Genomic DNA, 13,205 nt, shown 5'->3' on the forward strand with positions numbered 1-13,205 from the left:
GAGCGATCATGAATAAGAATAACAATGAAAAAAGTCTTAGCAGCATTGAAACAAACGGGGTCGAGCAGATTCCGGACCACGAACGCGACGCCCGGCCCAGCGACCTGTTTCGCCTGATCTTCGGTGGCGCCAATACCTTTGCCACCGCCGTACTCGGCAGCTTCCCGGTGCTGTTCGGCCTGTCCTTCCAGGCCGGTGTCTGGGCGATTGTGCTGGGGGGGATTCTCGGCGCGCTGATCCTGGCGCCCATGGGCCTGTTCGGGCCGATCAACGGCACCAACAACGCCGTGTCCTCCGGCGCGCATTTCGGTGTGCACGGACGGATCGTCGGCTCGTTCCTGTCCCTGCTGACCGCCATCGCGTTCTTCTCGCTCTCGGTGTGGAGCTCGGGTGACGCGCTGATCGGCGGCGCCAAGCGCCTGATCGATGTACCGGAAACCGACCTGACCCTGGGCCTGGCCTACGGCCTGTTCGCGATCCTGGTCCTGACGGTGTGCATCTACGGCTTCCGCTTCATGCTGTGGGTCAACCGCATCGCCGTGTGGGCCGCCAGCCTGTTGTTCCTGTTGGGCATCTTCGCCTTCGCACCGGCCTTCGACAGCCACTTCGCCGGCACCGTGGCCCTCGGCCAGGCGGGTTTCTGGGCAGCCTTCATCGGTGCCGCGCTGGTAGCCATGAGCAACCCGATCTCCTTCGGCGCGTTCCTCGGTGACTGGTCGCGCTACATCCCGCGGGAAACGCCGAAAGGTCGCATCATGCTGGCGGTGATCGCCGCACAGGTCGCCACCCTGATCCCGTTCCTGTTCGGTCTTGCCACCGCGACCATCGTGGCGATCAAGGCTCCCGACTACATCGCCGCGAACAACTATGTCGGCGGCCTGCTGGCCGTCTCGCCGAGCTGGTTCTTCCTGCCGGTGTGCCTGATCGCGGTGATCGGCGGCATGTCCACCGGCACCACCTCGCTGTATGGCACCGGGCTGGACATGTCCAGCGTGTTTCCGCGACTGCTGTCGCGGGTCAAGGCGACCCTGCTGATCGGCGTACTGTCGATCGCCTTCATCTTCATCGGGCGCTTCGCGGCCAACCTGGTGCAGAGCGTGTCGACCTTCGCCGTGCTGATCATCACCTGCACCACTCCCTGGATGGTGATCATGCTGATCGGCCTGCTGGTGCGTCGCGGCTACTACTGCCCGGACGACCTGCAGGTCTTCACCCACGGCGAAACCGGCGGGCGCTACTGGTTCAGCCACGGCTGGAACTGGCGCGGCCTTGGCGCCTGGATCCCCAGCGCGCTGGTCGGCCTGTGCTTCGTCAACCTGCCGGGACAGTTCGTCGGTCCGCTGGGCAACCTGGCCGATGGCATCGACATCAGCCTGCCGATCACCCTCGGGCTGGCCTCGCTGATGTACCTGGCGCTGCTGAGCCTGTTCCCGGAAACGCCGGAGGTCTACGGACCGGATGATGCCCGCAGCCAAGGCCTGAACACAGGGGAGAAACCGGCCTTGCGCCAGCCGGCCTGAACTTGTGGGAGCCGGCTGGCCGGCGATGAGGACCCCGAGCCTTGCACCGTCTGTCTGGCCGCCATCGCCGGCCAGCCAGCTCCCACGACAACCAACGCACTCACACTACTTATTGTTCCATCATAAAAAAGATAATCGGAGACACGCCGTCATGGCCCTGGATTTACTGGTTGTACTCATTTATGCCGCTGGCATGCTCGTGCTCGGTTACTACGGCATGCGCAAGGCCAAGACCCACGAAGACTACCTGGTTGCCGGGCGCAACCTGGGCCCGACCCTGTACATGGGCACCATGGCCGCGACCGTGCTGGGCGGTGCCTCCACCGTCGGCACCGTGCGCCTGGGCTATGTCCACGGAATTTCCGGTTTCTGGCTCTGCGCGGCCCTGGGCTTCGGCATCATCGCGCTGAACCTGTTCCTCGCCAAGCCGCTGCTCAAGCTGAAGATCTTCACCGTCACCCAGGTGCTGGAAAAGCGCTACAACCCCATGGCCCGCCAGGCCAGCGCGGTGATCATGCTGGCCTACGCGCTGATGATCGGCGTGACCTCGATCCTCGCCATCGGCACCGTGCTGCAAGTGCTGTTTGGCCTGCCGTTCTGGCTCTCGGTGCTGCTCGGCGGCGGTGTCGTGGTGGTCTACTCGACCATCGGCGGCATGTGGTCGCTGACCCTGACCGATATCGTCCAGTTCATCATCAAGACCGTTGGCCTGATGTTCATCCTGCTGCCGATCTGCCTGTACCGCGTCGGCGGCTGGGACGAACTGGTGAGCAAGCTGCCGGCGGCGAGCTTCAGCTTCACCACCATCGGCTGGGACACCATCATCACCTACTTCCTGATCTACTTCTTCGGCATCCTGATCGGCCAGGACATCTGGCAACGGGTGTTCACCGCCAAGGACGAGAAAGTCGCGAAGTACGCCGGCAGCGTCGCCGGGATCTACTGCATCGCCTACGGCCTGGCCTGCGCCCTGATCGGCATGGCCGCCCATGTGCTGATCCCGGACCTGGACAACGTCAACAACGCCTTCGCCGCCATCGTCAAGCTGTCGCTGCCCGATGGGATCCGTGGCCTGGTGATCGCCGCGGCCCTGGCCGCCATGATGTCCACCGCCAGCGCCGGCCTGCTGGCCGCCTCCACCGTACTGACCGAAGACCTGTTGCCGAAACTGCGCGGCGGCAAGCAGTCGAGCCTGGCGGTCAACCGCCTGTTCACCTGCCTGACCGGGATCGTGGTGCTGGGTATCGCCCTGGTGGTCAGCGACGTGATCAGTGCACTGACCCTGGCCTATAACCTGCTGGTCGGCGGCATGCTGATCCCGCTGATCGGTGCCATTTTCTGGAAACGCGCCACCACCGCCGGCGCGATCACCAGCATGGCCCTGGGCTTCATCACCGCGCTGGTGTTCATGATCATCGACGGGCTCGACGCGAATACACCGATCTACTACAGCCTGGCTGTCGGCCTGGTCAGCTTCGTGGTGGTCAGCCTGCTGTCCCCTCGTCCGGCGACAATGGCCAGCGCCATCTGACAATGCAGTTACTTCAGCGGGTGCGACGTCGGTTGTCGCATCCGTTTTTTTTCCCATGGCCGCCGCTTCGGCGCCGACCAATGGTCACCGACACTGAACAAACCTGTGCTGTACTGGCAATCAGCGACTGCCTTGTGGAAGGTATTCTGGAATCAGGTTCCGGATGAGTCCCAAGGTACAAGGATCGCTGGTGTCGTCCTTCCGACAGCCATCGCAATGCCCTGGGAAAGGGTCGAACAAGAAGAAAGTACTTTCCTGCGAGGCATTCATGAACAGGCTCGAGATTCATCAACAGATCTGCCATTCCATAGAACAGCAATTGTCGTTGAAATGGCCCCGGGATCCCTCCCTGGCGGCGGATGACAGTTACTCCCTCGATATCGCCGCGCTGTTCCAGCACCTTGAATGTCAGTTCAATGTGCGGCTGGACCTCAACCGTGACTTGAGGGGCATCAGCACCATCGGCGACCTCAGCCGGTTCATCTACGAAAAGACCCAGCCCTCGCACTGAACCGCGATTGCAGGGTCATTGCCCGGCAGGGTGACGCGCGCGCTCAAGGAAACCACCACGGCTGGAGGGCTTGAGTCGGTATGAAAGCGTTACCGGCGCGGCTGCCGACGGCGGCGCTCGTCGTCCGTGCGAATCGGCACGGGTTGCAGCGGTGGCTCGATCAGGCCGAGGGCGACACCGAGGTCATGGAGCCAGGTTTGCAGTTTGTCTTTCATATAGCCCCCTTCAGGGTAATGCGAGCGACATAGTTCTGTAGCCGCTTCACACAGATCATAGCTCTAAGTCCTACGCAATGCTTCCTTTCCACGGGGTTGATTGCGCCAAATCATGGCAAAAAGCTTCAGGCCGACGCACGGACAGTCACGATCCCGGCACTCAGCTGCGCCTTGCGTTCCTCTTCCATCTCGATCCAGGCCGTCAGGTTCGCGCCCTTCATGCCTTTGCGCCACATCAGCCAGGTGGTGGCGGTGTCGAACGGTGCGGCCATCGGGTGCACCGAGACATTCTCGCGCCCCGGCAGGCTGGCCAGCATCGAGCGGGACATCATCGCCACGCCGGAACCGGCGGTCACGCAGGCCAGCATGCCCGGGTAGGACTCGATTTCGATGGCCCGCCCCATCGCCGCCTGATAATGCGCATACCACGCCTCAAGGCGAACACGGTAGGAACAGCCGGGACGGAAGGTGAATACCGCCCGCCCCTCGATATCCCGTGCCGTGCGTATCGGCGGATGGTCGGCGGCGGCAATCATCACCAGCGACTCCTGGAACAATGCGATGCCCTCCAGCCCGGCCAGTTGCAGCGGGCCGTCGACCAGCGCGGCATCCAGGCGACCGCTGAGCACGCCCTCGAACAGCTCGGAACTGATGCTCGACTGCACCTGCAGGTTCACCGCGGGATAGGCGCGGTGATAACGCGACAGCAGCGGCGGCAGATGGATCGCCGCGGTGCTGTACATGGTCCCCAGCACAAAGTCCCCGCCCGGCTGGCCGCCCTGCACCGCCGCCTGGGCTTCGTCATGCAGCAGGAACAGCTTGGCGCAGTAGTCCAGCAGGACCTTGCCCGCCGGAGACAACTGCAAACGCTGGCGTTCGCGCAGGAACAACTCGACCCCGAGTTGCTCTTCGAGCTGCTTGAGCCGGGTCGACAGGTTCGACGGCACCCGATGCAAACGCTCGGCCGCCCGGGTGATGGAACCCTCCTCGGCCACGGCCTGAAAGATCCGCAGTTGACTGAACTCCATGATCTTCTCCAAAAACGAACAAGTTACTTAATATTATTCATTTTTAAAGAAAGTCAATCAGTCCTAGCCTGACGGTCAATCGTCCCTTCTCCAGGAATTGCCGCCATGTCGCCGCTGATTCGTTTAGTCGCCTGTTTCGTCGCCCTGATGATGGTCATGGGCATCGGCCGTTTTTCCCTGACGCCGCAGTTGCCGCACCTGATCAGCGAAGGCCAGATCGATCTGACCGCCGGTGGCCTGATCGCCGCCGCGAACTACCTGGGCTATCTGCTGGGTGCCGCGGATGCGATGTTTGCCCGGCGGCCGGAGCAGATCCGCCAGCGCCTGCTCGGTGGCCTGTGGCTGTGCGTGCTGCTGACCCTGGCGTCGTTCTGGGCCCATGGTTTCTGGTCGCACCTGGCATTGCGCTTCGGCGCCGGGATCGCCAGTGCCTGGGTGGTGGTGATGATTACCAGCCTGAGCCAACCGCTGGCGGCCAGCAGCGGCCGGCATCGCCTGGGGGCGCTGGTGTTCGCCGGGCCCGGCCTGGGCATCGTGCTCACCGGCCTGCTGGCCATGGGCTCCAATCTGCTGGGGCAGACTTCATCCACCTTGTGGCTGGTGTATGCCGTCGCCGGCCTGTTGCTGCTGCTGATGATCCTGCCATTCCTCCCGCACTCGACGGCAACGCCCGCCACGGCGGTGCATATCGCCAATGCCTCGGCGGGCGGCAGCATCGGTCATCTGTGCCTGGTCTACTTCCTGTACGGGCTGGGCTACATCATCCCGGCGACCTTTCTTTCGCAGATGGCCAGCGCCCGTTTCCACGGCGAATGGCAGGCCGACCTGTTCTGGCCCTGCTTCGGCCTTGCCGCCGCCCTGGGGGTCCTGCTGGTGAGTCTGCGCCGGCACAATCCCCGGGTCACCCGTCACTGGCTGATGGCGACGCTGTGGCTGCAAGCCGCCGGTGTCTTCGCCTGCCTGTTGTCCAGCGGACTGGGCCTGGTGCTGGGGGTGATTCTCTGCGGTGCGCCGTTCCTCGCCTGCATGCAACTGGTGATGCAGCGCTCGCGGGAACTGGCACCGCACACAACCCAGCGCAATGCCGGCCTGCTGACCGTCTGCTTCTCCGTCGGCCAGCTCAGTGGCCCACTGCTGGCCGCCCTGAGCAGCCATTGGAGCGGTGGCCTGCAGCCGGCGCTGATGGTCGCTGGCAGCGGCCTGGTGATCGCCGGACTGGTTTCGCTGCGGCCGGTTACTGTCCCAGTGCCTTACGCAAACGACGGCGTATCCACTGCTCGGCACTGACCAGGGTGATTCCCAGCAGCACCAGCACCGCGCCGATGACAAAGTTGAAGCTCAAGGGGTCGCCGAGCAGGACGACCCCGAAGGTCACGCCGAACATCGGTGTCATGAAGGAAAATACCGCCAGGTTCGACGCCAGGTAGCGTTGCAGCAGCCAGAACCACACCAGGTAGCTGAAGAACGACACCACCAGGCCCTGGAACAGCACGCTGCCGACGGCAACGGCGGTGAGGCTGACATGACCGATCTGGCCGGAGACAGCGGCAATCGCCAGCAGCCCGACGAAACCGACGATCAACTGGTAGAACAGCGTCAGTGTCACCGGTGCTTCCGACAACCGTGACGCGCGCACCACCACGGTGGTCGCGCCCCAGGCGGCACCGGCCAGCACCCCCAGGGCATCGCCCAGGAGCATGTTGCTGTCCATGTCGGAGAACGATACCCCGCCGGCAAACGCGAAGACGATACCGACAAAGGCCAGGCCGATCCCCAGCCATTGCAAGGGCTTCAGGCGTTCGCTGGGCAACAGCCAGTTCACCCCCAGGGCGGTAAAGATCGGCGCGGTGTAGAGAAACACCGACATATGTGCGGCCGAGGTCCGTTGCAGGCCTTCGGAGATAAACAGGAACTCCAGGCCGAACAGCGCTCCCGCCAGCAGGCCGCCGCGCCACGTCGCACCGATATGGCTCCAGCCGCCCTTCCAGCACATCAGCAGGCCCACCAGCAGCGCCGAGATCCCGGAGCGCCCGGCCGCCTGCATGACCGGGGCGATATCCGCCGCGGCCCACTTGATCACCACTTGCTGGATGCCCCAGATCAGGCACAGCCCGAGCATCACCTGGATGGCAAAACGATCGGCGTTACGCCGCGAGGTGCTCATGGGCACCCCGGGCAAGAGAACAAAGACATGGCAGTTTCCGCAAAAGAGAAGACAAGGCCCCCTGGCATACGTGTGCAAGGGTTGATAATCAGGTGAGCGAATCCTACAGGCAGTTTTTACCCATTGGTCAGAAAAAAACCGTGGAAAAAGACTCGAGGATAGCCGAGAGCGTCGTCAAGTACCGGGAAACGGATCAGGCCCCGGACCGCATCCGCCAGTACCCCACCAGGCTGACCAGGCAACTCACCAGAGTCCCCCAGGCCAGGTCCATGAGTGCCAACTGACCCGACCAGGCCTGCAATGTTGCCCAGTTGCTCAAATCGTAGGTCCCGTAGGCCACCAGCCCCAGCAGGGCTCCGAGGCCGGCGGCGCGACGGCTGCTGCGCGAAGCCGCCGCCGGTAGCACGACCAACACCAGCATGCCCACGCCATACAGCAGGTAAAACAGGATCGCCGGCACCCAGCGCGGTTGCTCCAGCATCAGTGGACCGAGCAGGCTCCTGTAGGTGGAGCCCATCAGCACCCCGAGCCAGAGCCCGTCGAGCACGAGAAAGGCCAGCAGCATGGCCAGGTAGGCCAGCAAGGCTTTTCTCATGATCGAAGGCGCTCCCGGCATGGGATTCAGCTCAACTCGATGCGGTCGGCGTGAATAACGATCTGGCCCTGTTTGTACAGGGCGCCGATGGCCTTCTTGAAGTTGCCCTTGCTGACTCCGAACAGACCGCTGATCACGGTCGGATCGCTCTTGTCACTAACAGGCAGGACACCGTTGTTCTCGCGCAACCTGGCGAGGATCTTCGAGTTCAGGCTGCCGGCGGCTTCTTCGCCGACCGGTTGCAGGCTCAGGCTGATCTTGCCGTCGGCACGGATCTCCTTGATAAAGCCTTTTTCCTGTTTGCCGGCACGCAGGAACTTGAACACTTCGTTCTTGTGAATCAGGCCCCAGTGCTTGTTGTTGATAATGGCCTTGAAACCCATGTCGGTTGCTTCGGCCACCAGCAGGTCGACTTCCTCGCCAACCTTGTAGTTGGCCGGCGTCTTGTCCAGGTAACGATCCAGGCGCGCGGTGGCGGTGATGCGGCGGGTGTGCTTGTCGAGATAGACATGCACCACGCAGTACTCGCCGGCGCTCAACTGGCGCTTTTCCTCGGAATACGGCAGCAGCAGGTCCTTGGGCAGTCCCCAGTCGAGGAACACGCCGATGCTGTTGACTTCCTTGACTTTGAGACTGGCGAATTCACCGACCTGAACTTTCGGTGTTTCAGTGGTGGCAATTAACTTGTCAGCGCTGTCCAGATAAATGAAAACATTCAGCCAGTCTTCATCTTCACTGGGAATATCCTTGGGGATATAACGGTTGGGCAAAAGAATTTCGCCATCCTGCGCACCGTCCAGGTACAAACCGAAGTTAGTGTGCTTAACCACTTGCAAGCTGTTGTAACGCCCGACTAAAGCCATTTCCAATACCCTCATTGCGTGGGCGCCATTCTACCCGAGTTTGGCGGTGCTGTTTCATGGCCCTCGCCCACCCCGGGAAATTCCCCGGCAATCGCGGTTTTTCAAGGCCTGCGCGGCAGATCATGGCACCGCTCGTCAGGCCGCGACCCGAGCCGGACGGCAAAACCAGGCGCATCGGGAAAATCCGAGGGCCAGGGTTACGAATTAAAACAGCGGCTTAGGGGACAATAATGAGTTCAACTTGAAGATTGCGCGGATAATACCGCCGCGTATTTCAGGAGGATATTTACCAAGCTATTGTCAAGCTTTTCAGGTATGATGGTCGATCCAGTTAATATCTACAGGTTAATGGCCGCCATGCGCGTAAAAGCATCCAACAGCAAAGCAAAGCCAGCTCCAGCCGTTGAGACCAGCGACTCGATCAACGAGCAAATTGCTGCTTTCCTGAAATCCGGCGGCGAGATCCAGCAAATTGCCAAAGGCGTCAGCGGCCAGACTTTCGGCCCGTCGAAACAGATCACCCTCGGCAAGAAGTAAGTCACGCCTCGAAGCTTTTCCCCCTCGCGACACCTTGGCCGCTATGCGCTTTGATCCTCAAGGCGCTAGGGCTGAAGCGACCTCCCCCGACACTGATCGCATCTTTGCATTGAACCGCCAGGCCACAAGGCGTTCTATGGGAAAACGCCCTCGCAAGGATTCGCTCATGTCGCGTCGATCCCTTTTCCTGTTCTGCTGCCTGATACTGGGCCTGGCGCTGGCTGCCTGCACCCGGGTCGGCGTCGCCTATCGCAATCTGGATGTGATCATCCCCTGGACCCTCGGCGACTACGTGGACATGAACCGCGAGCAGAAGGGCTGGTTCAACGAACGCCTGAAGGAACACCTGCAATGGCATTGCACCACGCAATTGCCTGGCTATCTGGAGTGGCTCGACCGCTTGCAGCGCATGGTCGAAAACGGCCAGGTCAACGATAGCGAGCTGCAGGCACGAACCGTTGAGGCCAAGGCGGCGATTGCCCAGGTCGCCCGGGAAATCACGCCGTCAGCGGTCGAACTGCTCCAGGGCCTGGATGATCGGCAAGTCGCCGAGATGAACGAGGCGTTCGCCAGTGAACAGCGCGAACGTCAGGCCGAGTATGTCGCCCTGCCCCTGGATGAACAGATGCGCCAGCGCGCGGAGCGGATGAGCAAGCGCCTGAAGGCCTGGCTCGGTCCGCTGAGCCTGGAGCAACAGCAACGGGTGATCGAGTGGTCAACCGAACTCGGCGAGCAGAACCGCCTGTGGATCGCCAACCGCGCACACTGGCAGGCACAACTGAGCGCCGCGGTCGCCGCCCGGCAGAGCCCCGACTTTCCCCGGCGCATCGAGCAGCTGTTGCAACATCGGGACAGCCTGTGGACCGCCGAATACCGCCAGGCCTACGCACGCACCGAGCAGGCCGCCCGCAGCCTGCTGGTGGACCTGATGGCCGAGAGTACGCCCGCCCAGCGTAATCAGTTGCTGAAAAGAATCGCCGACCTGCGCCGCGACTTCAGCGAACTGAAGTGCCTGAAGGCGGCTTGAGACATGATCGCTCCCACGCGCCGCGCGGGAGCGATCAAAGTGCGATCAGGCAATCTGCGCCCTGGACGCCACTTCGTCGAACACCAGCGGGTCCAGTGCATCGGGCTGTTCATCCAGCACCTGGCGCGGATGGTCATTGCCGGGAATGCTGCTGTCGATCAGGCTCAGCAGGCTGGAGCCACGGGGCGTCAGGACAAAGTTCTCGCCATTGCCACCCTCTTCTTCCGGCCGCGACTCGATAAAGCCGTTCTTCAGCAACAGCCGCTCATAGTCCGCCGCCAGGGCTTTCAGGGTATCCAGGTTACCCGGATGCTCGCCTTCGGCGGCCTGGGTGGCGGCATGCTCCTCGGCATAGGCCCGTGGCGCGAAGCTGTGGCCCGCACCGTTTTGCACTTCGTGGAGCAGACGTTCGATCAGCTCCCAGTTATAAGTCGTCATCCTGATGCAACCTCCAACCGTTGAAAGGAAAAATCTCCCTTATCAGTAGTGACCGGCCGCAGCGGCCGCCGTTCAGCCCGATTGCACACCGACACCGACCGTTGGGCGGAACAACACCGATTGCCGCAAACGACACGGGGCAGCCTGCGCTGCCCCGTGATTCGTCGTCCTGGCCCCGCTAGAGGCTGTCGCTGGTGGAGAAACCACTTCCGGTGGACCGGGAGGAACTGAACGAGATGCTGGAACTGGATTTGCTCGACGAGCCCTCCGAACTGCTGCTCCAACTGAAACTCGCATGGGTACTGCTCGATGAACTGGAGACCACCTTGGCCGCCTTGCGCAAGCTGTCCACCTGATCCGCCACCTGCCCCATGGACAAGCCACCGCCCATGAAACCGACCATCAACGCTTGCAGATCGATCTTGTCGGAATACTCGTAGCGGGCACTGATATGTTCGCCCGACTGCAACTCGCGCTCCAGTTGCTTGGCGCGCTCATAGTCGCTGGTGGCGTCGCGGCACTTCATCTCCAGCAACGGTACGCGCAGTCGCAGCTCATCCAGCTCGGTGCGCAGATCGCGTATCCGCAGCACCAGCTCGTCATCTTCCAGGCCGGTGGTCTGCCCGGCCAGGCGCTCCAGGGTCACGTGGCTCATATCGGCCAGTTGCTGCGCCAGCAACTCGGAGGCCTTGACGAAATAGCTGTCCTGGCGAGTGACAAAGGGTTGCAGGCGCTCATGAATCGCGTTGGCCTGCGCCTTGCCCGCGTCCACGGCCTGTTGCGCCTGCTGCCGCCGTACCTGCATCGCCGACATATCGCTGCCGGAGACAACCGCATGACGCAGCCGCTCGACCTCGGCTTCATGGATGCCGCGATTGGCGTCACGCTGCCAGCTGGCCGCTTCATTGGCCTCCTGCATGGCCAGCAGCGTCCGCTCGGACGCCTGGTTCTCGGTGAAATTGCACAGGCGCGCCAGCCAGCGGTCCAGGCTGCGCCAGGGCGCCCGGCCAGAATAATGATCGGTGCCGAAGCCGCGGCCCTTGAGATAGAGGTAAAACGGATCGACCTGGAAGGCCGGCAGCTTGGCCCGGCATTCGGCCCGCAGTTCCTTGTAGGACTTGTCCGCCTCGGCACAGCGGGCGAGGGACTCATTCAGCAGGGCAGCCTGCTGCCGGTACAGCGGATCCTGCTCAAGCTGTTGTTCGAGACCTGCGGCCAGGCCTTCGAGCTCATCGACAACACCTGCCACCGCCTGCACTTGCAGGGCAATCGCCGCTTCCGTCCGGGCCAGGCTCTGGCGCAACTCGGCCTCGGCCTGGGTGCGCTGCTCCAGCAGGCGCTGGACCTCGACGGACACGGTGGCACCACCGCTCAACTGATGACTGGCCAACTGCGGAAAGACGGTGCTCATCGTCTGTTGCAGCCGCAGCTCCTGCTCGTGGGCATTGGACAGTTCCAGCTGGAGCTTGCGCAGTTCGTATTCGTATCGCCGGGAGTTCTCACTCAGCGATGCCATCATGCTGCTCGCGTTCATTGCCACTCCAGGATGTAATCAGCCTTGCCCTTGACGGGTCCCTTGAGGAACTTGAAGGACAGCGAGTTGGCCGCCTTCCTGCCCACCAGTCGATCATCGACATGACCGTCCTGTTCCTTGTCTTTGCGGACCGCCTGGTAGGTGGCCTGGTTGACCCGCACGCCAAAAACCGCCGCATAACGCCGCTCGCCGCTCTCGACACTGGTGATCGGCACCGCAACCACGTTGCCGGCCGCATCCGTCGCCTCGGTCAGCAGGTACCAGGTCTTGCTGCCGTTGGGATCATAGTTGCGTTCGACCAGCGATTTTTCACCGGCCCGGCTCACCACCTCCAGGGTCAATGGCGTCGCCGCCACGTCCCGCAGTTGCCCGGCGTCCGCCAACGCCTGCTCGGCGGCTGGCGCGTCCAGCACCCTGATGGCCTGCTCGGCCCTGGCGAACAACGGCTGGAACTGCTCGCTGTCCGCGCTGTTCAAGCCCATCCCGCGCACGCTGTCGCGGGCATCCTGCAGTTGCTTGAGCAACGGCCGGGTGGCGATCGCCTGGGCGGTCAGCGTATCCAGCTTCCCCGTCAGCGCCTGCAGGTCGGCGTTATCCTTGTCGAGAAGCTCGGTCACCGTGTTCTTGAGCTTGTATTCGGCATCGCGGGTCTCGTTGCTGAAATGCTCGGGTAACGCGGGCAGCTTCAGTGAACGGGACTTGTCCAGTGCCAACCGGGCCTGCTCAAGCAACCGCTGCGCAGCCGGAGCGTTGGCCAGCAACGGGTCGGCTTTCAGCGTGGCGACACGTTTATCCAGTTGCTCAACCTGGCCGGCATGGCTCACGACCTGCTCGCGAGCCTTGTCCAGGCCCATCTGAGAGCCCTCGCGTGAGATCCTGCCGAAGAAATTCGAAACCGGATTGCCAATGACCAGCACGACCATGAACGCCGCCAGGACAAAAATCGTCGGTCGCAGCCAGCGATCACGGCCGATATAGGCCCGCGCCAGCCGCCGGCTTACCGGACCGATCGTCGGCGCCTGATAGATCAGGCGACTGGCGAAAAAGTTGCGGACACCTTCCTCGACCAGGGCATCGTCGACCTCCACTCCTTTCGAGCGGTAGAACTCGCGGATACGCTCGGCCACCTGCCGGCGATGGCCGGGAAGATCCAGGTGCTTCTGGATCTCGGCCTGGCTGTAGCGCAACTCGTCGACCAGGGCCATGGCCCCCATCTGGTCGGTGAGAGAGACGTTGCTCACC

14 protein-coding genes are annotated in these 13,205 nt (G+C 62.6%); 6 read left to right on the forward strand and 8 right to left on the reverse strand.

The genetic code is table 11. From position 1 onward, the window contains the following. Nucleotides 1-8: 8 nt before the first annotated feature. From KI243_RS23990 to KI243_RS24000, 3 genes are all read left to right on the forward strand, one after another. Nucleotides 9-1,520, forward strand: coding sequence for a cytosine permease (locus KI243_RS23990; protein ID WP_212809980.1), 1,512 nt, complete (start codon nucleotides 9-11; stop codon nucleotides 1,518-1,520). A gap of 151 nt (nucleotides 1,521-1,671) precedes the next feature. Next, nucleotides 1,672-3,051 carry a sodium:solute symporter gene (locus KI243_RS23995; protein ID WP_212809981.1) on the forward strand — a complete coding sequence of 460 codons (1,380 nt, stop codon included), beginning with the start codon at nucleotides 1,672-1,674 and terminating at the stop codon, nucleotides 3,049-3,051. Between the two features lie 268 nt (nucleotides 3,052-3,319). After that, a complete protein-coding gene (locus KI243_RS24000) occupies nucleotides 3,320-3,562 on the forward strand; it encodes an acyl carrier protein (protein ID WP_017124507.1) in 243 nt (80 codons plus the stop codon). 89 nt (nucleotides 3,563-3,651) lie between these two features. On the opposite strand, the gene KI243_RS33110 is transcribed toward KI243_RS24000, so the two are convergent. Both KI243_RS33110 and KI243_RS24005 read right to left on the reverse strand, forming a co-directional pair. Next, nucleotides 3,652-3,777 (reverse strand): PA1414 family protein, encoded by a 126-nt coding sequence (locus tag KI243_RS33110; RefSeq protein ID WP_017124508.1) that lies wholly within the window; start codon nucleotides 3,775-3,777, stop codon nucleotides 3,652-3,654. Nucleotides 3,778-3,902: 125 nt separating this feature from the next. Then, the gene (locus KI243_RS24005; protein WP_042934666.1) at nucleotides 3,903-4,805 is read right to left on the reverse strand and encodes a LysR family transcriptional regulator; all 903 of its coding nucleotides are present in this window, start codon (nucleotides 4,803-4,805) and stop codon (nucleotides 3,903-3,905) included. A gap of 105 nt (nucleotides 4,806-4,910) precedes the next feature. On the opposite strand from KI243_RS24005, the gene KI243_RS24010 reads away from it, so the two are divergent. Beyond that, nucleotides 4,911-6,092, forward strand: a complete 1,182-nt coding sequence (locus KI243_RS24010; protein WP_177064767.1) for an MFS transporter — start codon at nucleotides 4,911-4,913, stop codon at nucleotides 6,090-6,092. Here KI243_RS24010 and KI243_RS24015 read toward each other — a convergent pair. The 3 genes from KI243_RS24015 to KI243_RS24025 all read right to left on the reverse strand — a co-directional run bounded on the left by KI243_RS24015 (nucleotide 6,040) and on the right by KI243_RS24025 (nucleotide 8,427). Next, nucleotides 6,040-6,969, reverse strand: a complete 930-nt coding sequence (locus KI243_RS24015; RefSeq protein ID WP_017124511.1) for a DMT family transporter — start codon at nucleotides 6,967-6,969, stop codon at nucleotides 6,040-6,042. The genes KI243_RS24010 and KI243_RS24015 overlap by 53 nt on opposite strands. Before the next feature lie 193 nt (nucleotides 6,970-7,162). Beyond that, the gene (locus KI243_RS24020) at nucleotides 7,163-7,564 is read right to left on the reverse strand and encodes a DUF2177 family protein (protein ID WP_042934640.1); all 402 of its coding nucleotides are present in this window, start codon (nucleotides 7,562-7,564) and stop codon (nucleotides 7,163-7,165) included. A 26-nt stretch (nucleotides 7,565-7,590) separates the two neighbouring features. Then, nucleotides 7,591-8,427 (reverse strand): S1-like domain-containing RNA-binding protein, encoded by an 837-nt coding sequence (locus KI243_RS24025; protein ID WP_017124513.1) that lies wholly within the window; start codon nucleotides 8,425-8,427, stop codon nucleotides 7,591-7,593. 348 nt (nucleotides 8,428-8,775) lie between these two features. Between KI243_RS24025 and KI243_RS24030 the strand changes: the two genes are divergently transcribed. After that, on the forward strand, nucleotides 8,776-8,964 hold the full coding sequence (locus tag KI243_RS24030; RefSeq protein ID WP_176987101.1) for a hypothetical protein: 189 nt from the start codon (nucleotides 8,776-8,778) through the stop codon (nucleotides 8,962-8,964). A 166-nt stretch (nucleotides 8,965-9,130) separates the two neighbouring features. After that, a complete protein-coding gene (locus KI243_RS24035) occupies nucleotides 9,131-9,991 on the forward strand; it encodes a DUF6279 family lipoprotein (protein WP_212809982.1) in 861 nt (286 codons plus the stop codon). Nucleotides 9,992-10,036: 45 nt separating this feature from the next. Here KI243_RS24035 and KI243_RS24040 read toward each other — a convergent pair whose 3' ends face one another. The 3 genes from KI243_RS24040 to KI243_RS32975 all read right to left on the reverse strand — a co-directional run bounded on the left by KI243_RS24040 (nucleotide 10,037) and on the right by KI243_RS32975 (nucleotide 13,204). Continuing rightward, nucleotides 10,037-10,429 carry a hypothetical protein gene (locus KI243_RS24040; protein ID WP_017124516.1) on the reverse strand — a complete coding sequence of 131 codons (393 nt, stop codon included), beginning with the start codon at nucleotides 10,427-10,429 and terminating at the stop codon, nucleotides 10,037-10,039. 178 nt (nucleotides 10,430-10,607) lie between these two features. After that, complete coding sequence (locus KI243_RS24045; protein WP_017124517.1) at nucleotides 10,608-11,963, reverse strand: hypothetical protein; 1,356 nt, start codon at nucleotides 11,961-11,963, stop codon at nucleotides 10,608-10,610. After that, on the reverse strand, nucleotides 11,960-13,204 hold the full coding sequence (locus KI243_RS32975; RefSeq protein WP_244861770.1) for a DUF6384 family protein: 1,245 nt from the start codon (nucleotides 13,202-13,204) through the stop codon (nucleotides 11,960-11,962). Before KI243_RS32975 ends, KI243_RS24045 begins: the two co-directional genes overlap by 4 nt. Nucleotide 13,205: the final 1 nt, after the last annotated feature.

Origin of the sequence: Pseudomonas sp. Ost2 (genome assembly GCF_018326065.1) — a bacterium.
In the GTDB taxonomy this organism is placed as follows: Bacteria; Pseudomonadota; Gammaproteobacteria; order Pseudomonadales; family Pseudomonadaceae; genus Aquipseudomonas; species Aquipseudomonas gingeri.